We start from the raw sequence: 23561 nt of genomic DNA on the forward strand, positions 1-23561 counted from the left end.
TCGCGACGTCGGCCACACTCCCCGCACGGTCCGAGCAGCGATCGCAGGGGTGTCGATCCTCTGGCAGTGATTACCAGGGTGGTGCCAGTGCGGGTTGGGAGGGTGGGCGTCGGAAGAGAGACCGAACGACAGAACGGAGCCATGTCGTGGCTGTTTTGGGCATTCTGGATGTGCAGGGCATCACTACCGATCAGTACAACGCGGTGGTCGAGCGGATGGGTGTGGAGGCGAAGGGGCGCGGGAGCATCTATCTGCATCTGGCCGCGGAGACCGAAGGCGGGTTGCAGATCATCGAGGTCTGGGACGACAAGGACGAATACGTGCAGTTCATCGAGCAGACGCTGGTGCCGACGATGGATGCGCTGGGGATCGAGCAGACACACAGCATCGCAGCATTCCCGCTGCACAATGTGTTCACCCCGCGGCTCGAGGAACTGCCGGGGTTGAGTCGCCTGGTTCAGGCGTCCTAGACGAATTCGTCGAGCGGGCACTGCCGCTGTCGCTCTCCGGTCTGAGCCGGAGGGCAGCAGCCGCGCTGCGGGGCGTTGCTCTCGTTCCTGTGGTGTTGGCGTTTCAGTGGGCGATCTCGCGTACGGCACGACCGACGGCAACCTCGGCCAGTTCGATCGGGGGGATGGCTCGGGTCGGGTTCTGGTCGTGTGCGGACTCGTTGGCGGCTTTGTCCAGCAGGAACGCGTCGGGTAGCGCGGCCGCATACAGCCGGTGGCGGCGGTCGATCGGGGGTGCGGCCCCGTCTGGTGTCACAGGGAGCTGGATGGGCGGGTCGCCGAGTGGATCGAGCAGTTCGGTAACGCGGGCCGGGATATCGGTCACGCCGTGGTGGGTCTCCTCGAGGGATCGGCACGGGTCCGTGAACTGGGCGGGCTCGGCGCAGTCTGCCTCGCCGACGAGCAGGCTGATCGCGTACTCGATGATCGGGGTCGCGGTGTCGAGCCCGGCGGTTCGGGCGTGGTAGGTGGCGAGTGTGACGAGCAGTCGGGATCGCGACCGTGGGCAGCCGAATTTGCTCAGGTCGTCTGCTGCTGCCCGGAGTGTGGACAGTCCTGATCGGGCCTTCCCACGCTCGAGAGCGTCGAGACTTTGGATCAGTAGCGTGTTTCCGCGCAGCCAACCGTTCTCGCCCGCAGCGCATTCGGCCAGCAGAGTGTCATCGCCGTCGGTGGACAGGCGCAGCGCGAGTATCAGGATGAAGACCGGGTGCGGGGGATCGGCTTCGGTCATCGCCGTACGCATCAACTGTTCGAAATCGTAGGGCTCGAAACAGATCTCGGTCCAGGAGATGCCCATGGACCGGACAGGCAGGCGTTCAGCGTATTGGCAGGCCAGAAACGCTGCGGTGCACTCGGTGGGGGGCTGTTCGCCGACCAGTGTCAGCACGTCATGGCGGTATCCGGAGATGAATCCGTGGAATCCGGACAACAGCCAGAACCACAACAGATTTCCGTACAAGCGCAGCGCGCGTTCGCCGTCGCCGCTGCGGATCGACCAGCGAAGTGCCGCTTCACAGTTGCCGTGTTCGGCCGAGAGCCGGCGCAGCCACTGGTAGTGGTCTGGGCTCAGCAGCCCCGCGGTCGAGGTGGCGGTCGTGGTGAAGTCGATGAAGTGGTCGGTGAACGCTCCACTCACAGCGTCCGATTCGCCGGAGGCGTCCAGTTGTGAGGTCGCGTAGGCGCGCACGGTCTCGGCCATGCGGTAGCGCTCACCGTCGAACTCGATCAGCGATTTGATCACCAGTGAGGCGAGGGCCTCGACGCTGTTGGCGCCGTGGACTCGGATGATCGTGTCGAGGGTGGCGCCGCCGGCGAAAACCGAGAATCGTCGGGCCAGTTCGGCTTCGGGTTCGCTGAGCAACTCCCAGCTCCATCGCACCGCGGCCTGCATGGTGCGATGGCGTGGCACGGCGTGACGCACGGTGCTGGTGAGCACGGAGAAGCGGTCGGCGATCCGGGCAGCGACCTCGTCCAAGGCAAGTGCCCGCAGGCGGGCCGCGGCCAACTCGATGGCCAGCGGAAGTCCATCCAGGTCCCGAACAAGCGCACACACCCGAGCGCAATTGTCGTCGGTGAGCAGGAAATCCGACCGAGCCGCCACGGCGCGATCGATGAACAGTTGCACGGCGGCGAAGTTCGCGGCCTCCGCGGCAGACGCACCGGCCTCGGGCACCGTCAGCGCTGATACTGGATGCAACCGTTCGCCGTCCACGCCCAGGGCTTCCCGGCTGGTCGTCAACACTGTCAGCAACGGTAGTCGCCGCAGCAGCGTCGCGATCATTTCTGCGGCGGTGGCGACGACATGCTCACAGTTGTCGAGCACGAGCAGCATTCGGCGGCCCCCGAGTGACCGGCACAGGACTTCGAGCCAATCGGCATTCGCGTCCATGCCCCGCTCGGATTGACCGAATGCGGTCAGGATGGCCAAGCCGATGATGGGGGGATCGGTGCGGCCGGGCTCTGTTCGGTCGATGGCCGCGAGTTCGACGAATACGCTGCCGTCGGGCCAGTCCGATGTGTGGGTTTCGACCATCTCGGCCGCGAGTCGTGTCTTTCCGACCCCGCCGGCTCCGATAAGTGTGACCAGGCGAGAGCTTCCCAGTGTGCGTGTCAGCGCGGCCAGGTCGCTGCCGCGGCCGATGAAACTTGTGAAGCGCCTGGGTACTACGGGGTGCGCCGGTGCCGTGTCGACGCGGCTTCCATTCGCGGTTGGCGAGTCGATCACTGCGGGTGGTTCGGGTGCGGCGGTCGGCTTCGGGGGGGCCGGGGTTTCGGTGAGAGCCTCGCGCAGCAGGGGGGACGCGGTGACGCCCAACTCGGTGTGGAGTTGTTGTTGGATCTGTTCGAATGTCCGAAGTGCTTCCGCGTGTCGACCGGCAGCGCTCAGGGCGCTGATCAGTCGCGCAGCAAGGGTTTCGCGGAAGGGATGCTCCGTGCTCTCACGGGTGAGCTCGCACAGAATTTCCGTGCTGCGGCCGAGGTGGCGGTAGGCGTCGGCGCGTAGTTCGATGGCGAGCAACCGCTGCTCGGCGAGTCCTTGCGCGACGGTGTGCAATCGCGATGATTCGCCGACATCGGACAGAGGGGCGCCGCGCCACTCGGCCAAGGCCGCATCCAGACTCGTGGCCGCCTGGTCGGCGTGGCCGGCGATCAGTTGGCGGCGGCCGCGCGTGAGTGCGGTGGTGAATCTGTGCACGTCGGTCATTTCCGGATCGAGCGTGAGCGCGTAGCCGCCCGACTCACGGGCAACAGCGGATGGCAGTGCCGATCGCAACCGTCGGACCAGGCTTTGCAGAGCGTTGGCCGTGTCGTGCGGTGGTGTCTCGTCCCAGATGTCGCCGATCAGACGGGCGTCGGTGAGGCGGTGGCCCACATCGAGTGTCAGCAGGGCCAGCAGTGCCCGTACCCGCGGACCGCCGACAACCACCTCGACACCGTTGCCCGACGTCACTCTTACCGGCCCGAGGAGCCCAACCTGCAATTTCCTGCCTATCTCACGCGCAAACGATCTCGCGGACTATAGACGCCTCGATCGACGAGTTCGCCGAAAGCGTGCACTTTCAGGCTGAGCGTTGCAGGGCTGTTTGTACGCAATCCCGTGCTGTTGGCCGGCAGTGGTATCCGCGGCGGTGTGCGCGGATGACTACAACGCGAGGAGCAGCGTGGCCACCGATTGTGTTCGGTCGCCTCAACATTCGTACGCCCGGGAAGTCTGGCTGGTCTGCGCAGTCGACGGCGATGATTGACGCGTGGACAGTTCTGTCCACGCGCAAATCGCGAGTACTTCATCGTACTGACGGTGAGGAAGAACTCATTCGAAATGATGTGTGCGGCAACACAGATTGGGCTTTTACCTCGGCGACCGACCGGGACCGAAGCACTGGCCCCCGTGCTGGCGGTAGATCAAAGTCACCGACCGAGGCCCAAGGATGATGCCCCGCGCCAGCACCCGTGGCCGGTACTGCGGAAAGGGGTGGAGCGTCATACGGCCGGAACGGGTCCATAGCGCGAGTACGGCCGCACCGATGGCCGGGGTGGACAGCGAGGGGCGGAGCAGATGCAGAGATCGGCGGGAACCGCAGCCGCAGTGATGACGCCGATCCGAAGCAATGATCCAGGGTGAGAAACCGCCACCCGAGCCGAAGACTGCGGATCGGATGCCGCATGCATCGCTCGCGTCGGAACCGCTGCGGTTGCCATTGCCCGAAGCCCTGTATTCCCCTCCGCCAAGGCCCATACTTCGTCGAATCCAGCACTCAACCTGGAGATCCAGTGGAGAGGCAATGGTTTTCGTTCTTGGATATAGCAGGAGGACGATATCGCTCGCATAAGGAGCTTCCCAATGGTGGAAAGTATGGTCAATTCTTCCCAGGTATGGTGTGGCCAACTCGTATCCGGCAGACCAGGGAGGAACGGTGCCGCCAATTCTAATCGAGGCGGGGGACGGTGGAGCAGGTCCTGCCCAGCCTGGGCCCGGAGTTGCCGTTGGAGTTGATTTCGGCGCGATGACACCCGTTGTCGGTGGCGTTACCAACGCCCACGACTGGCTGTCCACTGTGGCCGCATCCTTCGGTGGCATATCGATCCAGCCGGCCCCGGTGCTCGGCGGCTTGGCCGACGCGGTTGCCAAGCTCGAACAGTATTTTAATGCCCGTACCGCTGCGACTGTCATGTCCGTGGACGCATTGAAGAAGGGCCTCGTCACCGCCGCTCAGATGATGGACGACACTGATCAACAGGAACGCTCGGCAGTGGCTGGTGTGCCACTGTTGTCGTCGGGCAATGGAGCGGCTGCCCCGTCCGGGGTGAAGGGTGAAACCTAGTGACCATTGCCTCTGCCACACCGATCTATCAAAACATGCTGAATTACCTCGAGAAGGCCGACCCGCTCTGGACACCCTGGCTGATCAGGCGTTACAGCCAAATCGTCGATGACAATAGGACACCGCGACCCGGGCAGGGGATCGACTTGAATGCAGTCCGCGGTCGTGCGGATTCGTACCATACCAATTCAAACACTATAGGCAACGCCATCGGCGATCTTACCTCGGTTGTCCACTCCTCGTTGCCGAACGCTATGCACGGTTATGCCGCCGACGCTGCTGCGGGAGCATGCGATTCGATAATTTATTTCTGCCGGACACTGCAAGAGGATTTCGATGCGGGCCGCCAGGTGTTAGAAACGTGGCGGGGGATCGTGGCCCAGGCGCAGAAGGACGATATTGCCGCCCGGGCCGAATTGGATATCGCACGCATGGGTCTGGCCGGATGCGCCGATCATGTGTCGATCGACGACTACACGAAATTGAACATACACAAGGTGTGCGAGTCCTTTAAGGGGGCCCTCCAGAAACTGCTTGCGACGTCACAACTTTCCGATCGCGCTACCGAGGACGCGATCAATATGTTGCACCAGGTGATCATTGACTCTTCTAGAGTGAAGGCTCCGTCGATCAACCTGATGACCACGGCCGCTGACCCCAACTGGCCGCCTGACGTTCCTCCCGTGCAACCATCTCCGCCTTCCCCGCGCGGGCTACCGCAAGAGCCTCCGCTCTCTCCACCGGCCGGCGGGATCATCGCCATCCCGGGCACCTGGCCACCCGGCACCCCGGAGGGCGTCGGAACCGCGCCTGGCTGGCCCCAGCCCGTGCAGGGGGCGCCCGCCTCGTCTCCGCGCGACGCCCGGCAACGGTCCACCTCCCAGCCGACAGCGCCGACATCGGGTGCCGCCTCGAACGATGTCCGCGAAGGCGACGGCCCCGTGGTTGGCGCGGGTGCACGACGCCTGGCCAACGGTGGGCTCCGCATACCGGCAAACGATGGGGCTCCAACCGTCGGCGACCATGACGAGAGGGTTCCCCACGGTGACGCACCTGTGAACTGAGAAGCTGTCCCCAAACCTAGACATGGACCAGAGGTCGGTCTGTGTACACCCATCTGACTTGGGAGTAGCTCCTCTGCAGTGAGCCTGTGATCTGCGGTTACAGGGTTGGGTCTGTTGCCGTGGTTGGGGTTCGGCTTATCGTCGGAGCGGGGGTTCGGAGGCGGCGATGGGCTCGTGGTTGGACGAACTCGGGCGGCGGGAAGCTGATGCCCGAGAGCGGGCGCAGGGGTTGCGTGAGCGGATCGCGGAACTGTCGCAGCAGTTGGCCGTCGAGGAGCAGTTGTTATCGCGGTTGCAGGTCACACGGGAGACGATGATCGAGATCCTTGGTGCTGCAAGTGATCTCGACGCTCTCGGGGAGTCGGGTGGCGCCGATGGCACTTCACCAGAGCAGGAGTCTGGGTTCGGGAGCGGGTCGCCGATCGGGGTGGTGCTGGTGCCGCATCGCGGGCCGGGGATGGAGCGTTCGGTGCTGCCGGAGGACTATCAGGATGTTCTGGAAGTCCTCGTCGATGCCGGGCGGCCGCTACGGGCCGGGCATATCGCCGCGGCGCTCGGGCTCGAAATCGCGCCGGCGAAGGTCGAAGGGCTGCGCTCGAAACTCAAGCGCCTGGTGGCGCGGGGCTGGCTGGACGAGCAGACTCCGGGGCTGTTCGCGATCATCGAATGAGGTTGGTGCATAGCGCTATTGACGGGCTCTTCCCCGTAGTTTCGAAGATGCCACTCAACAGAAACTCCGGAAAGAAGAGCCCGGTGACACGCTACGGCACGGGCGCCATTGCTGACCCCTTTGACGAGTCGAGAAAGCTATTCGAGACCATGGTCGCCGACCTCGACGGTCCGGTGACCGCGATCCTGCCACATCACCAACTCGAAGACCTCGTGCACGGTCGAGGCAGAGAAGTGCTGCGGCAACTGCTGCAGGATCATCTCGATCTGCGCGCGATGCGCGAGGAAACCGAACTGGCCCGCCACCGACGTGAGCACGGGTCGGTTCTCGGACGAAATCGGCTCGAGCACAGCCATACTCGCCAGCTGGCGACCCTCGTCGGGCCGGTGACAGTGCGCCGAGCCGCTCTGCGCGCACCAGGCGAACGCAATATCTATCCCGCCGACTCGATGTTGTCGCTGCCCGCAGGGCGTCACAGCCACGGCCTGCGCCGCCAAGCAGTCCTCGAAGCGGTCCGATCTTCTTACGACACAACACGATCGGCGATCACCAGGTGGTGCGGTCCGGTCGCGGGCAAGCGGCAACTCGAAGGTCTCGTCGCCGCCGCGGCGGTCGATGTCGACGCCTTCTACGCGACGAGAGTTCCGCAGCCTTCCGCCGCGGACACGCTGCTGGTGGTCTCGGTCGACGGGAAGGGCATCGTGATGCGGCCCGAAGCGTTGCGCGAGGCCACCCGCAAAGCGGCCGACGCCGCGAGCGGGGTGTTCCGGACCCGTTTGGCCTCGGGTGAGAAGCCGCACCGCAAGCGCATGGCCACCCTCGCTGCGGTTTACGACGCCGATCCCGCACCCCGCCGACCACACGATGTCATCGTCGTCCCCGGCGGACCGCGCGGCGGTGACCGGCGGCCACGCTCGGGTCCGCACGCGGTGAGCACTTGGCTGACCGCTTCGATCGGCAAGCCTCCCGCGCAGGTCGTCGCCGCGGCGTTCGCCCACGCCGAGGCCCGTGATCCCACCCATCAGAGGACATGGATCGCCGTGGTCGACGGCGATTACCGCCAGATCGAGTTGATCCGCGGCGAAGCCGCCCGACATCATGCTCGCGTTCACATCCTGCTCGATCTGGTGCACGTCCTGGAATATCTCTGGCGAGCAGGCTGGTGCTTCCACGCTCCCGGCGACCCCGCCGTCGAGGACTGGGTCGCCACGCAGGCACTACAAGTTCTCGCCGGCCACGCCCGTCAGGTCGCCGACATCATCGAAACCGACGCCCTCGACCTGCCCTCGGATCGCCGCGACGGCGCACGAGCCGCCGTCCGCTACCTACGCGGCCACCTCGAATTCCTCTGCTATGACACCGCTTTGGCCAACGGCTGGCCGATCGCGACCGGCGTCATCGAAGGAGCAGCGCGCCACCTCGTCGCTGACCGCCTCGACATCAGCGGCGCCCGATGGGGATTGATCGGAGCTGAAGCCATCCTCACCCTCCGCGCCGTGATCGACAACGGCGACTTCGACACCTACTGGGCCTACCATCTAGCCCGCGAACACCAACGCACCCACCCCGACGACTACCGACTCGTCGCCTGATCAACCGTCACTGCAGGCGAGCTACACCCATCTGACTTTGGCTCATCCGGCGGATGTTTGGATTCGGTTGGTCGTGGCGGATGTGCCGGGCAATCCGAGAGCGTGTGAATCGAGGATGTGGAGTCGTTGCTGATCGGTGCGGGAGTGGATCCAACTGGTGGCGATGCCGTAGCCGGTGTCGAAGAGGTCTTCGGTCGCGAGGGTGGGTGATTTGAGGGCGGCACCGTACGGCTGGTGGGCGAATACGGTCGATTCCCGCAAGGCTTGGTCGTCGTCGATCTGCCTGGGACTCACCACTTTTGGGAGGTTCTCTTATTCTGGCGTGGCTGCCACCGATCGGGAATCGGGTCGCGGGCCTGCCCGGAGGGCCTGTGTATGACCTGCACGACACCGCGGAGGAGAGTTTGTCGAATCCGCCGGCGTTCGCAGCAGGCCGCTGACGGAACTCACCACCGAAGGGCGACGCCAGGTCGTAACCGGAATGTCAGTGCCGGGTGCCTGATTTCGGTCGGAACCAGACGAGCAGGCGCGGTAGCCGACCAAAACTGTGAGTAGCGCGACGGCGAGGCCAACCCCACACACATTTGATTATTCGCCCGCAGGTCGAAACCTGCAGTGCTGCAAGCCAATTCGGGAGTAGAGCGGCAGCAGCTCTCCCGCGGGCTCGAGTAATGTTCCCGCGCTTGGGAATCGGAGCAGGTGCGATTTCGCCCTGCTGATTACCGTGAAGACTCCAAGATTCCCCCTACGCTGGCGCTCCGGCCGGGGGCCGAGCTGTCGTACGGCACCGCGACCACTGCGATGGCTTCCGATCGACCGATCTGCCGTGACATGACAGCAGGAGAACGGGAAGGACACAATCGATGTCTGGTCAAGCTCCGGGAATACTCGCCTTCCACGGTGACGAGTTGAACCGCAAGCATTCGCAACACAGCGACTATTCCACCCATCTCAGCGCCGCCGCCCCACAGCCGCCCGGGATCAGGACTCTGCCGCAACAGTTGGGACTGATCGCGCACTCCACACCGAACCTGGTGCTCTATCACCAGCGGCGCGAGCAGCGGGTCCTCGATCTCAAGACGAAAAACGATGCCGTGGTGGCCGGTCTCGGCCAGCACCTGACAGCGATGCCCGAAATCGACCAGAGCTCTGTGGCCCCGATCGTCGCATCGGTCTCGGAGGTCTGATGACCGACGATCCCGGGGCATCGGGTAGTGGACCTGATCCCAGCGACATTGCACCGAAGGGCCGGGTGTGGATGGCTCCGCCGCCGGTAGTGCCCGATACCGACACCTCGGTGTTCGACCATACGATGGCGCCTCATGCCGGCGGTACCGGTTCGGCGGTATCGCCGAATGGCGATTACGATCTGGTCTGGTCGCAGAAGGACAATACGTACCAGGTGTACGGGCCCGGCCGCGAGAAAGAAACCCTGGGCGGGTTGGAGAATGGCCCTACAGGCCCGGTTGTCTACACGGTCGACAACAATGGCGAACCCGACGTGGACCGGGCGAAGAGCCCGAGTGGTTTCTACTCTCTGTATGTCCACGATCGAGAACCCGATTCGCTGTTCATGCCCTCGTCTCCGCCCTTACCCTACGACACCTGGATCGCTCAGAATGCGTCTGCGCCGGACTTCGTGCAGGAATGCATCACCGACGCCAATGGTGTGCTGCACAAGATTCTGAGTCAGTTCGGCAGCCAGACTCCCGAGGTGATTCAGCCTTATGCGTTGAACCCTTCGAACATCACCGCATTGGAGAACAACCAGGGCCGGGGGGCGGATGCTTACAACCTTGCACTGGCGACGATCACCAATCAGGAAGCTGCGATCATCGATGATGATTGGTCGGCCGTCCAGGCATCGAAGAAAATGGTCGACGCACACAACGCGCATTGGGACAAGATACAAGAGATGGTTAATTCTCTCAAAAGACTGATGTGGCAAATAAGTCCACCGGACCAGCCATGGGACTCGAAGACCATGCTCGATCCGACGCTACAGGCCCTGAACAGTACGATGGAGGGCGTCCAAGGCGAATATCAGTCGTATTGCCAAGAGGTCATTGCCGCCGACGCAAAATTAGGAAAGGTCACCCAAACACCTTAGTTCGACACCATGTTCGGCCCGGCTCGTGACGACTCCACCGCGGTTGCTGTCCGCTGTTAGGGGTGCAGGCCGCAATCATCCGGAGTCGTCTGGTCGTTGCTGCGCCGACCCTTGGCATTTACCGCTTTCACCGATCCCGACCATCTCATCGCCAGCCTCCGCGAGTCCGGTGCGGTGGCCGCGCGCGTGTGATGTGCGCCGAGGCCGGCTACGGCACGCGCAGCGACGATCGGGTCAACCATCGCGTGACGGCTACCGCCACCGGGACTTCGACACCCGAGTGGGCACGATCGACGTCGCGATCCCGAAACTGCGATCGGGAAGTGATTTCCCAGACCGGCTGCTCGACGCCGCAAACATGTACTGGCCTCGGTGGTGGCCACCTGCCGCCTCCTCGGATCTCAACCCGTCGGGTGGAGAGACGCATCGAATCCCTTTGCAGTACAGCATTTTCCAAGTCTCAGGTATCTATGATGACGATCTACCACACGGCCGGGTCAAAGCGTTTTCCTCGTGGCGAGTACGTGTTGACGACCCACCAATGAATCGGAATGAGACTGCGGGCGAGGACTCTTACGGTTCGCATATATACATGCATACATTTACATGTCAAAATGTAATCATTGAGCTGGGCGACTTCCGCGCAATACAGCGCTGCAACTGCTTGGGCGCTACCGAGGCTTGCGGGCCTTCCGATCACGACGGTGGTGGGTCACTGATGCCTGATCATGTCGCGAGCAGGTTGATAGGACTGCCATCACTCGCGCGGTGAGCGTGGTCGAGGATTCGATCGGTGACGTGTTCGCCGAGTGAGGCGCGTGTCGTATCGATGACGTATCGGGCGTCCGGCGTGCGGTGGCCATCGGGGCGGCCGGTGTGGAGGAGGTCGCAGGCTCCGATGGTGGCCAGTGCGCGTTCGTGTTGGCCGGCGGCGAGTTCGATGTGGGCGCGAGCGGTGGCCAGGGTCAGCCGCAGGTCGAGGTCCCCGTCGCCGTGCAGCAGGTCCTCGGAGACCTCGAGTTCGGCGCGGGCGGCGTCGAGTTCGCCGCGGCGCAGCAGCAGCATCGCATAACCGCTGCGCCCCCACAGCTCCGCGGCGCGCGCGTTGTAGCCCTCGGGTCGCCCCAGCCGCCGTCGGATGCCCGCCAGCGCGGGCAGCGTAGAGCGATACAGCGCTGTCGCCGCGTCGAGGTCGCCTGCGTGACGCAGGATTTCGGCGCGCACGATGTGTACTCGCGCGTGTGTTCCCGCGAGGACGGCGGGTGCCAGGAGCTCGTGCGCACGCTCGATGTGGGGTGTGGCGCTGTCGATGTCGCCGACCCACGCGTGTAGTTGTGCCGCCCAGGTGTGGAGAGTCACTTGCGCGTTGGCGCTCAACCACGGTGTCGATCCCGAGAAGGCTTGTGCCAGTAGCGGTGCCGCAGCGGCGGGGCCGTCGGCGATGATGCGGTGGGTGGCCAGGATCAGGCGACTGCGCGGCAGGGTTCGCGGTTCGAGGGAGCGGCCGAGTTCGACCGCGGCTTCGAGGTCTGCGACGCCGGGGCTATGGTCGGCGGCGGCGAGCCGTTGCAATCCGCGTCGGGCCACGGCGTTGATCGACAGCCACGCGTCGGTGGATTCGACGCAGCGATCCAGTGCTGTCCAGTTGCCGGCTTGCGCTTCACGCACCGCTCGAACCAACACGAACACCGGGTGCGGTTGGCGGCGTTCGGACATGGCGGCGGCGACCAGGGCGGAGAAGCGGCCGGTGGCGTCGGCGAAGGTGCCCCACCACGTCTGGTCTCCGTAGTCGGGCCATTGATCGGCGTAGGCGCAGTGCAGGTAGGCCGCGCCGACCCCGGGTGGGGGAGTCGGGGCCAGGGCGAGGACCCGGCGCCGCCAGCTCAGCGCTTCGCTACGGTGTCCGTGCACCATCCAGTACCACATCGTGTTGCCGCACAACAGGATCGCGCGCTCGGCCTCACCGTTGTCCACGGCCCAGTCGAGGGCGGCGGCGATATTGACGTGGTCGACGGCGAAGCGTTGAGCCCACACTTCGCGCGAGGGGGTGCGCAGGCCCGCCTCGCCGGCCTCGACCAGCCCGATCAGGTGATCGGCGCAGCGGCCGGCCAGTTCGTTATAGCGCGGTGGTGCGAGCGAGTGCTGGGCGAAGGCGCGGATGGTCTCGAGCATCCGGTAGCGGCCTGCCTCGACGCTCACCAGCGACTTGTTGACCAAGGCGGTCAGTTCGTCGGTCACCGGGCCGCCGCAGACTTGCTCGAGCGTGTCGAGATCGGTGCCGCCGACGAACATCGACAGCTGCTGCGCCAGGTCGCGTTGGGGGTCGGTCAGCAGCTCCCAACTCCAGGCCACGACTGCGTGCAGTGTGCGGTGGCGAGCGGTGCCGCGGCGATGGCCGTGGGCCAGCATCTGATCATCGAGGTGGGCCGCGAGTTCTTGTGGTGAGAGCGCGATCACCCTGGCCGCGGCCAGTTCCAATGCCAGTGGCAGCCCATCGAGCTGGCGGCAGATCTCGCCCAGGGGCGCGTAGTTGTCGGCAGTGAGTGCGAAGGTCGGGCGAACGGCCTGTGCGCGTTCGACGAACAACGCCAGCGCCGGGGATTTCGCGGTTTCGGCGAGATCGGCGCCGGGTGCCGGTACGGGTAGTGGCGCGACCGCGTAGAGGGTCTCACCCGATACGCCCACGGGTTCGCGGCTGGTGGCCAGCACCCGCAGGGTGGGGCGGTGCTCGAGTACACCGGAGATGAGTTCGCCCAGTTCTGGTAGGTGCTCGCAGTTGTCGAGTACGAGCAGTTCGACGCCGTCGAGGGCGGCGGCCAGTCGCTGCGGGGGTGGTAGTTGGGCGCGGTTGTGGTCGACGGTGGTGAGGGCGGCGATGATGACGTCAGCGACGGTGTCGCCGATGGTGACCGCGGCCAATTCCACGAATCGGCAGGTTGTCGGCTGTGTGGTGGTCGACCGGGTCGCGGCTTCGATGGCGAGGCTGGTCTTGCCGGCGCCGCCGGGGCCGGTCAGTGTCAGCACCGGGACCGAGGTCAGCATCGCGCACACCCGTTCGAGATCGGCGTCTCGGCCCACCAGGCTGGTCAGGCGCTTGGGAAGGGTGGGCTCGATGTCGGAGGCCGTGGCGCGGGATGCGATGTCATCGTGAGCGCTTTGCAGTAGAAGCCCTGGTGCCGCCCCGAATTCGGATTCGAGTCTGCGGCGGATGTCGTCGTAGACGGCGTGCGCCTGGGTAGGGCGACCGGTCGCGGCGAGTGCGCGAATCAGATGAGCTCCCAACGATTCTCGCAGTGGGTTGCTGTGGATCTCGCGAAGGAGCACCCCGATCAGCTCGCCTGCCCGCCCCAGGCCGAGGTTGATCTCGGCGAGCGTTTCGAGGGCGTCGAGGCGTTGTTCGTTGAGGGAGGCGGCGTGTTGGGCGAGGACGGGGATATCGAGCAGGTCTTCCATCGCGGTGCCCGACCACAGGCTCAGCGCGGCATCGAATGCGCGCGCCGCGGCCGCGAGGTCACCAGCTCGCCGCAGCGCTCGACCCTCCCGGGTGAGCTGGTTGAACCGGTGAGCATCGACAGCGTCAGGGGGGAGCTCGAGGCGGTAGCCCGGGTGGGTGGCGATCACTCGGCAGTGCGGTGCCAGGGCGGCACGCAGACGGCTCGCTACGATTTGCAACGCATTCGCCGGATTGCCCGGAAGGTCTTCTCCCCAAAGCGAATCCAGAATTCTGTCAGGGTCGGCATGCAAGTCCGGTTGCAGCGCGAGCAGGGCCAGCAGTGCACGCACGCGCGGGCCGCCTACCGGCACGAAGGCCCCGTTGCCCGTGATGGCACCTACTTTGCCCAAAATCTGTACTCGCACCCGATACCCACTTGTCCAAACTCAGTTCACCCGGTCGCCGTGGTGAGGGCAACGTTGCCCGCACCCTGACCACCCTCGATCAGCCGCGACGCTGAACGATTGCGGAGAGAGTGTAGTACCGGCGTGGCGATGCTTCGATTCGAATCCCAACTGCCGGTACGACGCTGGTGGCGCTCACCGAGCACGAGTGCGGGAGTCTATCGATCACCGCAGTGGGGAAGTTCCCGTGGCTTGGTAATGCAGTGCCGGCCGAATTGTCCCTGCCATCAGAAGTAGAGGTCGGGCGGTCTCGGGTGGACGCTGGCCGAGACCGGAGGCCGTCAGCACGATGGCAGCCCCATCCGATGTGTGTCATTGCCGACACATCGGACGGTATCGACAAGAGGTTCGATATCTCAGTTGTATTGCACGAGTGGGTGTTTCGTCAGGTTAGTGCTCTGGATGCAAGACGACAGTCCGGCGGGCAGATCATCGCTGTCCACCATGATCTGCCCGACCCGGGCGCCATCGCTCGAGGGATGGCTCTCATCGATTCAGTGGCGTGGCGTCACAGATGGCGGAATGCCTCTGTGTCACGCGCGGGTTCATTGCTGGATGAGTTGCATTTCGGCCTCGTCGTAGCGGGTGCCGCGCAGTTGGTCGTGAGCCATGGCCTCGTTGAGATCCTCGATATCGGCGTCGGTCAACTCGACGGTGGCGGCGGCGAGGTTCTCGGCCAGCCGACTGCGGTGGCGGGTGCCGGGGATGGGGACGATGTCGGTGCCGCGGGCCAGGAGCCAGGCCAGGGCGATCTGGGCTGGGGTGCAGTGTTTGTCGGTGGCCATCGCGGTGACGGTCGCCAGGGCGGTGAGGTTGGTGGCGATGGCGTCGCTGGTGAAGCGGGGCTGGTGTCCTGAGCGGCGGTAGTCGTCGGCGGCGAGTCGGTTCGCGTCGGTGAGGGTGCCGGTGAGGAATCCACGCCCCAGCGGGCTGTAGGGGACCAAGGCGATGTCGAGCTCACGCAGGACCGGCAGCACGGTGGTTTCGATGTCGCGGCTCCAGAGGCTGTATTCGGTTTGCACCGCGGTGATCGGGTGCACGGCGTGTGCTCGGCGGATGGTGTCTGCCGAGACTTCGCTCAGGCCCAGGTGGCCGACTTTGCCGGCGGTGACGAGTTCGGCCATGGCGGCGACGGTGTCTTCGATGGGTGTTTTCGGGTCGACTCTGTGCAGGTAATAGAGGTCGATGTGGTCGGTGCCCAGTCGACGCAGCGAGCCTTCTACGGCGTGGCGCACGTAGTCGGGGCTGGCGTCGACGCCGGTGACGGCGCCGTCCGCGGCGCGGGTGAAGCCGAATTTGGTGGCCAGGAAGGCGTTTTCGCGGCGACCGCGGATCGCGGTGGCGATCAGTTCCTCGTTGGCTCCGCTTCCGTACATGTCAGCGGTGTCGAGCATGGTGGCCCCCATGTCGAGGGCGGCGGTGATGGTGGCGCGGCACTCCTCACGATCGGAAGGACCGTAGAATTCGCTCATCCCCATGCAGCCCAGGCCTATCGCGCCGACGGCTGGGCCGGTGGTGCCGAGAGTGCGGGTCGGGATCGTGGTCATGGTCGGGCGTCCTTCTTTTGTCGTTGGTTGGTCGAGCCGGTGGCAGCCGTCACCCGACGACACTGTCTGGTGACGGGATGGTGGTTGGGGGAGCGCCGTCCCCCTTCGTCGCAACGCCCTTCCGGTCGACGAGTCACACTCACCGACCCGCAGGATCGACCGGCTACGACCCACTCGGTCGGGGTCGGTCGCGTCGATCGGGTAGAAGCCGATGAGGTGAGGAAGTTTGCGCGTAAACGCTGTCACTCGTCTGGTAGACGATGACAGGGGGTGCTCTGCTCTTCAGACGACAACGCTGGCCTCACCCGCCCGGCCACCGCCAGCTCGTGGGGTGATCACTTGCGTTCTCGGGCAGGCGAGTTCGAGGAATGCGGGTCGGGATTGTCTAGAAGGGCAGGGCGGCAGGGGTTTCCGTGGAGTAGATCGAGCGCGGCTGGGTGAAGAACAGCGGATCCCAGTGGCTGCCGAAGCCGCTGTCGCCGATGCTGTGGGCGGGCAGCACCGGGTCTTCGCTGAGGGTGTGATTGTTGATGTGGGTGCTGGCGTGTCGCAGACCGCGCGCGAGGGCGGTGGCGCGGGTGGGGTTGTTACTGAACAGAGCGCTGGTGAGGCCGTATTCGGTGGAGTTGGCGAGGGCGAGGGCCTCGTCGTCGGTGGCGACGGTGTAGAGGCAGGCGACGGGGCCGAAGATTTCCTCGGAGAAGATCCGCATGGCGGGTGTGATGCCGGTGAGGACCGTGGGCGCGATGACGGCCGGGTCGCTTGAGTCGCCACCGAGGAGTACCTGTGCGCCGTGGTCGATCGCGTCGCGCAGGAGATCGTGGACACGGTCGGTGGCGCGCTGGTTGACCAGTGGGCCGACGATGGTGGCGGGATCGTTGGGGTCCCCGTGGGGCAATTGTGCTGCGCGGGCAACGAATTTCGTGGTGAACGCGGCGGCGATATCGGCGTGGAGGATGATGCGATCGACGCTGAGGCAGATCTGCCCGGAGTTCATGAACCGCGTGTACAGGATGTGGTCGACGGCCAGGTCGAGGTCGGCGTCGTCGAGGACGATGATGGGGTTTTTGCCTCCGAGTTCCAGCACGACCGGGGTGAGGTTGCGGCCGGCGATTTCACCGACAATGCGCCCGACCGGGGTGGATCCGGTGAATCCGACGCGTCGCACGCGGGGATCGGCGATCAGGGTCTCGATGACTTCCGGTGCGTCGGCGCGGTCGTTGGTGACGACATTGAGTACGCCTGGGGGCAGTCCGGCTTCGGTGAGTACGTCGGCGAGGAACAGTCCGGAACTGATCGGTGCGTCCTCGCTGGGCCGAATCACTACGGTGTTGCCGACGGCGAGCGCGACGGTGACGGCGCGGACGCACAGCACCAGGGGCGCGTTCCAGGGCACGATGGCGGCTACGACTCCGGCGGGCTCGCGTATTTGTACCGACCATTCGCCGCCCGTGTCGGGGAGTTGCGGCATCTCGAGTCCTGCGACGACGTCGATGGCGGCGTTGAGGGTGCGGACGGCACCGAGGATGTTGTTGTGTCCCCAGGTGGTTGTGGCACCGGCTTCGCCGCGCAGGATGGCGGTGAATTCGTCGGTCTTGTCCTGGAGAAGTTTCGCGGCGCGGGCCAGGATCGCTCGGCGTTCGGCGCCCGGGGTCGCTGACCATGCGGGGAAGGCGGCCTGCGCGGCGTCGATGGCCGTTGTCGCGTCTGCTGCGCGTCCGGCGGCGATGGTGGCGAAGACGTCCGAGGTGTAGGGGTCGATATCGGTGGTGACGGCTCCGCTGGCGGCGGCTGTTTCGTGTCCGCCGACCAGCAGTCCGCGCTGGATCGGTTCGTGCTGACTCATTCGGCTCGTCATCTCCTTCACGGCAATTGGTTTCCGAGCGCGAGCCTTGCACCCGTCGATGGCAGTCGACTGGCAGCCGCCGACAGTGGCCGGTTTGTGGTGTTGAGGCCCATCCGCCCTGGGCCACAACGACTTCCATGACGGTGACCTGCCCCGAGGAGGGTGCGAACTTCCTGCCGTTCGCGCGGGATGAGGACCTCGGCGCAGGAGGCGTGCCGAGCCTGTGTGTCGGCGCGGGTCGTACCGATGTGGTTGTTCAGTTGTCTGTCAGGGGTACGTCGTGTGGGGGCCAATCGGCGATGAGGTTGAGCAGGCCGGGGAAGCGTGTCTCGAGATCGTCGATGCGGACCTGGCTGCGGCGTTCGAGTCCGTACTGACGCTGACGGAGTACGCCGGCGTTTCGCAGTGCTTTGAAGTGATGGGTGAGTGTGGATTTCGGGCGATCGATGCCGAACCAGCTACAGGTGTGGTCGAACTCGGTGCGATCGAGCAGCAGCTTGCGGACGATGTACAGCCGGAGAGGATCGCCCATGACCGCCAGCACGGCCTCCAGCTTGAGGTCCTCGGTCGTCGGTTCCGGCAAGGCGGCGGGGTGGTTGGCTGGGGCGACCGGTGTCTTGAACCGGTGTGTTGCAGTCGTTGACATGGACTGTTCTCCGATCACGAAATCTTGTACGAATTTTTTCGTACTTGTGGTAGCTTCGACTCCAGTCGAACTAGTTCGATTCTGATCGTACAACGAGTTGGAGGCAGTGGTCATGACCGTGACCAGAGATACGCCCGTGATCAGTGGGCAGACAGAACAGGTTCAGGCGGGCGCGCCCACGTGGTGGGTGTGGTTGGCGGCCTGGCCGGTGACCGCGGTGTTCGTCCTGTCGAATGCCGCAACCCCGCTGTACACGGTGTGGCAGCACACGATGGGGTTCTCCAAGGGCACGATGACCGTCGTGTTCGCCTTCTACATCGTCGGACTGCTGGGGTCGCTGCTGGTGTCGGGGCTTGCCTCGGATCGCTTGGGGCGCAAGGCCGTTCTGCTGCCGGCCTTGGCATTGGCCGGGCTCGCGTGCGCGATCTTCGCGACCGCTACCGACGTCGTCGCACTGATGATCGCGCGGTTGCTCACCGGCATCGCCGTGGGTGCGGCCGTATCCGCGGGCATGGCCGCGGTCACCGATGTCGCAGGCCACCATCGCAAACCGCTGGCCGCGCTGTTGGCCTCGTGCGCAATGGTTTTCGGGGCCGGCCTGGGACCACTGGCTTCGGGAGTGCTCTCGGAGACCGTGCCGGGACCAACCGTGACGGTGTTCATCGCGGAAGCCATCCTGCTGGCCACCGCTTTCGTCACGGTCCTGCGTATGCCGATCACCCGCCCCGCCTCGCGCGGTAGTGGTTCGTGGATCCGTGTTCCCGGTGTCCCGAAAGGCTATGGGCGCCACCCGATCCTGGGCATCGCCGTTTTCGCACCCGGGATCACCGCCACCTCGTTCGTGTTGTCGCTGGGTCCGGCCCTGTTGTCAGGGCTGTTGGGTAGCACCAGCCGAATCATCGCGGGTGCGATGGCCTTCGGCATGTTTCTGACCGCGACCGCGGTGCAGTTCGCGGTGCGATCGGTGGACCGGCACGCGGTGATGTTGTTGTCGGCCGTGTCCACTGTGCTCAGCATGCTCGCCCTGATCACCGCGGTGCACACGGCGTCGATTCCACTGTTGATCGCCTCGGCGCTACTGGCGGGCAGCGGTCAGGGCCTCGGACAGCTGGGTGGTTTGTCGTTACTGAACGCGCACATCCCGATGGCGCGCCTGGCCGAGGCCAACGCGGCGCTCAATGTGGGTGGCTACATCCTGGCCGGTCTGCTGCCGGTCACTGCCGGCTACCTCAGCGACGCGGTCGGATTGCCGACGGGCGCAACGATGTTCGGTGGTGCTTTGATGCTTCTGGCCATCCTCGGTGGTGGCGTTGTCGCCTTGGGCGGCAAGCAGCTGCGGAGCGCAACCGCCGCCACCGCCGGATGATAGCACGCTCCACTCTGAGGATGGGCACGGCATCGGTTACGCGGACTCCTCCTCACCCAGGCCGATCTACGGCGGCCGCACCAGCGCCGCCGTTCAGGCCGAAACATCAGGCTCCAGGACCCCCACCCGTTGCGTCACAGTGACATTAGTGAGGGTCCGGTCCTTCTTCCTGGTGTTCGAACACGATTCGCCGAGGCTGTCCGAGGCGGCCTGGTCGGTGACTTGCACACTCGTCTGATCCAGTTGCGCGAGAGGGCTGCACCTCCGTGCTGTGCAACCGCCACCTGCCAGTCCGTCTCCGCGCTCCACGATCGGAGTCAGCATTCGAGCAGTGCGATGACCTCCGTGTCCGGAACAGCCTCTCCCGCAGCGAATTCGGTGACGAAGCGTTCAGACCCCAACGCCGCGCGCACCCGAGTAAGCGCACGTTTGTGGTCCGGACCGACGCGCTCGACGCCCAGGCGCCGATTGAGCCGATCGACCACACCGAGAATCCTCGCCCCGTGCTCGGGCCGAGCGTCCGCGTCGGCGATCAATGCAGACACGACCGCGACCTCGGCCAGCAACGCCGAGGACATCGTGGTGGCCATCTCGCGTGCCGGGATCAGCTCCCGTGCTGCGGCATCGGGTCGACCGGCCTCGAGCAGCGCCACCGCATAGTAGGTGCGGCTACCGACCAGGATGGTCAGACCGATGCCGTCGGTGGGGCCGATCAGCGCGGACCCTGCCGAGGCAGAAGGGTCGTGGAGTTGCCGATAGAGTTCGATCGCGCAATCAAGGTTTCCGCGTCGCAATGCCAGATGAGCCTGGTCCGCGAGGAGTAGTCGCTGTAGATGAGTCGGTAGGGGAGCAGGAAGCAACTCTTCGGCGCGAGCGAGATAGTTTGCGCCAGTGTCGATATCGTCGGCCAGCAGATGCAGGTCCGCGGCCAGGCACAGCACACCGACCCGCTCGCCGACACTCCAACTGTCATCGAGCAGTCCGACAGCCCGATCGACCAGCGCAACCGCTGTCGCCAGACCGAACAGGTGAGTCCGATAACTGGCCAGCGTCAACAGTGCCTTACTGTGCGAGCGCGGGTCGCCGTACACACTCAGATATTGCACCGCGGCCTCGAGAGAGTACGGGCGGCGGTGGGGCGACTCGCTCCGTGTGGTCGCCGACTCCTGCGCGAACAGGGCATCGTCGCGCAGCCAATTGGTTGCGGCGTCAGCGCATTCACTGGTCAACCGGTCGTCACCATCGAGCAGCCGGTGCAATGCCAGGTTCAGCACGAAGACCGGCTGGTGGGGGCGGGATTGACTCGTCGCCATCGCGATCTGATGGGTGAATTCCTCAGTGTTCGAACGGATCTGACTCGGTTCTGAGTTCGTGTGGCAGGGTCGCTCATCCTCGACGGAACGGCGGACGAGAAGTGCCGCGGTGTTTTCGGCTGGGGGCCGCTCACCCACCAGCGTGAGCACGTCACGCCGGAATCCGGAGACGACCCCGCACACACTGTGTATCAGCCAGCCCCAGACGACATTGCCGTAGAGACGCTGTACACGGTCGGCGTCGCCGCTGCGAAGGGCCCAGTTCAGGGCCGCCACACAGTTACTGTGCTCAGCTGCGATGCGCAGCATCCACTCGTGCTTGTGAGGCCCCAGCAGGCCGTCGGTGACGGCATCGGTGAACTCGACCATGTAGTCGAAAAGCGCGGCGGCGAGTTCCTCGTGTTCGCCGAAGTGGTCGAGTTGCTCCGCGGCATAGGCGCGGATCGACTCCACCATCCGATACCGCTCACCGTCGAACTCCACCAATGACTTCGCCACCAGGGAACCCAGTACGTCGATCACCTCCTCCCCGGACATCCGTGAGATCGCCTCCAGTGTCGCTCCACCGGCGAATACCGAGAACCGCCGTGCCATCCTGGACTCCGCGTCGGTGAGAAGTTCCCAACTCCACGCGATCGCCGCGCGCAGACTGCGGTGACGGGGCACCGAGGAGCGAGACGTACTGGTCAGCAGTTGAAAGCGGTCGGCCACCCGATCGGCGACGTCGCGTAGTGGCAACGCCTGCAAACGCGCCGCCGCTAGTTCGATCGCCAGTGGTACGCCTTCGAGCCCCTGCACGATCGCGCACACATCGGCACAGGTGTCCTCGCTCAGCGAAAAATCCGGACGCACCGCGGCGACACGATCGGTGAACAACCGCACAGCGGGAGAATTCTCGGCCTGTGTCAGCGAAGCGCCGCGGCCAGGCACCGCCAAAGGTCGTACCGGGTACAGCCGTTCGCCCTCGGCCCCCAAAGCCTCGCGGCTCGTAGTCAGAACAGTCAGCAACGGCAGACGTCGCAGCAGCAACTCGATCGAGTAGGCCGCAGCATCGACGACATGCTCACAATTGTCCAGTACCAACAACATCCGGCGATCGTCCATAGATCGCGAGACCACCTCGACCCAACTCGCGGTCGGCTGGCCACCGTAATCCACCTGCCCGAGCGCGGCCGAGATCGCAACCCCCACAGCGGACGGCTGGGTGTGCACGGACCGTTCACGATCCACCGTTGCAAGATCGACGAAGACACAACCGTCGGGCCAGTGTCGCCCGTGTGCGTCGAGCATCTCGCTCGCCAGCCGCGTCTTCCCCACTCCGCCCGAGCCGATCAGTGTCACCAACCGCGATAGACCCAGGAGCCGCAGCACACCTTGCACGTCTGGTCCGCGGCCGAGGAAGCTGGTGAACCGCCGCGGTAGTACCGGATTTTCACTGTGGGTCCACACTTCGCCCCGACTCGGTGCCACCGCGCCCACAAGGTTAATCGCCTGCGAGACCAACACACCGCTGGGGACCGGAGAGACGATGGAGTGACGCGGCGTCGGAGATGAATCCCGTCCGGACTGGACGATTACGCTATGACCCGCCTCGATTGCGGCCCTCCCTGTGCTCGAGGCCGCGATCGCCGCACTCGGCCTCGTGGGTGGGACCGGATCGTTGTCGACGTCGTTGACTGGCGTGCTGAGATGAATCTCAGCCAGCGTATGTCTCAGACCCGGCGACGGCTCGATAGCCAGTTCATCGCGCAGCACCGCTTCCGTCCGTTGGAAAACCTGCAGTGCCTCAGAGCGGCGTCCTACCGTGACCAGGGCCCTGATCAATCGCGCAGCGAGGGTTTCCCGCAGGGAATGGGCGGCAACCGCAACGCCAAGATCGCGAATAACCTCTTCACTTCGACCGAGTGCCTCGTAGGCATCGGCGCGCAGTTCCAAAGCGGTGAGGCGTAGCTCGGTCAAGCCCGCTGCAATTTCCGATAGCCCTGGTGACTCGCCGACATCAACCAGCGGCTCACCTCGCCACAGACCCAGCGCTGTATCGAAACACCTCGCCGCCGCTTCGACATGCCCTGCCGCCAGATGGCTACGTCCGTCGTTCAGCGCCGCTGTAAAGCCGAGCACGTCAATCGCCTCGTCGGCAAGGGCGAGCATGTACCCGCCTGGCTCGCGCACCACGATGCCGGGCAGCATCGCACGCAGCCGTTTGACCAGCGTCTGCAGGGCATTGACCGCGTCCGTCGGTAGGTCTTCGCCCCAGATGTCGTCGATCAGGCGCGCTGGAGGTACCGGTCGCCCAGCCTGGGAGGCCAACAGTGCCAGTAGTGCCCGCACCCGCGCACCACCGATCTCCACAACGGCACCGTCGGGTGCCGTCACCAAGACCGAACCCAGTAGTCCTATCTGCATGAACTGCCTCCTTGCACCCTCAATCAATACTGCGTCCGATAGACGCTATTGTCAATCGGATGTCGATGCCGACGCGAGCACGACCGGCCCGGTTCCGTGCATTCCCGTGACGCTGCAGCAGAATTTCGATCAAGGGCTGCCACCGGGCCGTAGGCCTCGGGTGTCCATGCGTTCGCCGGCCCATTCGATACGCGGCTCACAGATCTGCAGCTCGAAGGGTGAATTGCGCTGGACATCCGTGGACGCAGCCGGCCGGCCCGACACCCTCGT

Annotated in this window: 15 protein-coding genes and 1 pseudogene; 9 read left to right on the plus strand and 7 right to left on the minus strand. The window is 65.0% G+C overall.

The genetic code is table 11. The annotated features are described in order from the left end of the window. Positions 1-146: 146 nt before the first annotated feature. Positions 147-470: a hypothetical protein gene (locus ACYVN4_RS38450; protein WP_460728018.1), complete on the plus strand. Its 324-nt coding sequence runs from the start codon at positions 147-149 to the stop codon at positions 468-470. Between the two features lie 103 nt (positions 471-573). Here ACYVN4_RS38450 and ACYVN4_RS38455 read toward each other — a convergent pair whose 3' ends face one another. Next, positions 574-3462: a BTAD domain-containing putative transcriptional regulator gene (locus ACYVN4_RS38455; protein ID WP_460728020.1), complete on the minus strand. Its 2889-nt coding sequence runs from the start codon at positions 3460-3462 to the stop codon at positions 574-576. A gap of 1054 nt (positions 3463-4516) precedes the next feature. Between ACYVN4_RS38455 and ACYVN4_RS38460 the strand changes: the two genes are divergently transcribed. The 4 genes from ACYVN4_RS38460 (at position 4517) to ACYVN4_RS38475 (ending at position 8160) form a co-directional block, all read left to right on the plus strand. After that, the gene (locus ACYVN4_RS38460) at positions 4517-4834 is read left to right on the plus strand and encodes a hypothetical protein (protein ID WP_460728022.1); all 318 of its coding nucleotides are present in this window, start codon (positions 4517-4519) and stop codon (positions 4832-4834) included. Continuing rightward, entirely contained in the window at positions 4834-5898 is a 1065-nt protein-coding gene (locus tag ACYVN4_RS38465) for a hypothetical protein (RefSeq protein WP_460728024.1), read from the plus strand. The genes ACYVN4_RS38460 and ACYVN4_RS38465 overlap by 1 nt, the downstream gene beginning before the upstream one ends. 166 nt (positions 5899-6064) lie before the next feature. After that, entirely contained in the window at positions 6065-6568 is a 504-nt protein-coding gene (locus ACYVN4_RS38470; protein WP_460728026.1) for a hypothetical protein, read from the plus strand. 149 nt (positions 6569-6717) lie between these two features. Continuing rightward, complete coding sequence (locus tag ACYVN4_RS38475) at positions 6718-8160, plus strand: ISKra4 family transposase (protein WP_460728220.1); 1443 nt, start codon at positions 6718-6720, stop codon at positions 8158-8160. Between the two features lie 42 nt (positions 8161-8202). Here ACYVN4_RS38475 and ACYVN4_RS38480 read toward each other — a convergent pair whose 3' ends face one another. Then, on the minus strand, positions 8203-8457 hold the full coding sequence (locus ACYVN4_RS38480; RefSeq protein WP_460728028.1) for a hypothetical protein: 255 nt from the start codon (positions 8455-8457) through the stop codon (positions 8203-8205). A 566-nt stretch (positions 8458-9023) separates the two neighbouring features. On the opposite strand from ACYVN4_RS38480, the gene ACYVN4_RS38485 reads away from it, so the two are divergent. The 3 genes and pseudogenes from ACYVN4_RS38485 to ACYVN4_RS38495 all read left to right on the plus strand — a co-directional run. Beyond that, positions 9024-9347 carry a hypothetical protein gene (locus ACYVN4_RS38485; RefSeq protein ID WP_460728030.1) on the plus strand — a complete coding sequence of 108 codons (324 nt, stop codon included), beginning with the start codon at positions 9024-9026 and terminating at the stop codon, positions 9345-9347. Beyond that, positions 9347-10270 (plus strand): hypothetical protein, encoded by a 924-nt coding sequence (locus ACYVN4_RS38490; protein ID WP_460728032.1) that lies wholly within the window; start codon positions 9347-9349, stop codon positions 10268-10270. The genes ACYVN4_RS38485 and ACYVN4_RS38490 overlap by 1 nt, the downstream gene beginning before the upstream one ends. A 203-nt stretch (positions 10271-10473) precedes the next feature. After that, positions 10474-10746, plus strand: a pseudogene (locus tag ACYVN4_RS38495) (transposase); the annotation flags it as partial. A gap of 250 nt (positions 10747-10996) precedes the next feature. Here the strand turns inward: ACYVN4_RS38495 and ACYVN4_RS38500 are convergent. The 4 genes from ACYVN4_RS38500 to ACYVN4_RS38515 all read right to left on the minus strand — a co-directional run bounded on the left by ACYVN4_RS38500 (position 10997) and on the right by ACYVN4_RS38515 (position 18320). Further along, positions 10997-14053, minus strand: coding sequence for a BTAD domain-containing putative transcriptional regulator (locus ACYVN4_RS38500; RefSeq protein WP_460728034.1), 3057 nt, complete (start codon positions 14051-14053; stop codon positions 10997-10999). A gap of 659 nt (positions 14054-14712) precedes the next feature. Next, on the minus strand, positions 14713-15714 hold the full coding sequence (locus ACYVN4_RS38505) for an aldo/keto reductase (RefSeq protein ID WP_460728036.1): 1002 nt from the start codon (positions 15712-15714) through the stop codon (positions 14713-14715). A 385-nt stretch (positions 15715-16099) separates the two neighbouring features. Beyond that, positions 16100-17560, minus strand: a complete 1461-nt coding sequence (locus ACYVN4_RS38510; protein WP_460728038.1) for an aldehyde dehydrogenase family protein — start codon at positions 17558-17560, stop codon at positions 16100-16102. Positions 17561-17816: 256 nt separating this feature from the next. After that, positions 17817-18320 carry an ArsR/SmtB family transcription factor gene (locus ACYVN4_RS38515; RefSeq protein ID WP_460728040.1) on the minus strand — a complete coding sequence of 168 codons (504 nt, stop codon included), beginning with the start codon at positions 18318-18320 and terminating at the stop codon, positions 17817-17819. On the opposite strand from ACYVN4_RS38515, the gene ACYVN4_RS38520 reads away from it, so the two are divergent. Next, the gene (locus ACYVN4_RS38520; RefSeq protein ID WP_460728042.1) at positions 18319-19572 is read left to right on the plus strand and encodes an MFS transporter; all 1254 of its coding nucleotides are present in this window, start codon (positions 18319-18321) and stop codon (positions 19570-19572) included. The two genes, ACYVN4_RS38515 and ACYVN4_RS38520, sit on opposite strands and share 2 nt — an antisense overlap. Positions 19573-19889: 317 nt before the next feature. On the opposite strand, the gene ACYVN4_RS38525 is transcribed toward ACYVN4_RS38520, so the two are convergent. Next, a complete protein-coding gene (locus ACYVN4_RS38525) occupies positions 19890-23291 on the minus strand; it encodes an AfsR/SARP family transcriptional regulator (RefSeq protein WP_460728044.1) in 3402 nt (1133 codons plus the stop codon). Between the last annotated feature and the right edge of the window lie 270 nt (positions 23292-23561).

The organism is Nocardia heshunensis (genome assembly GCF_054782115.1).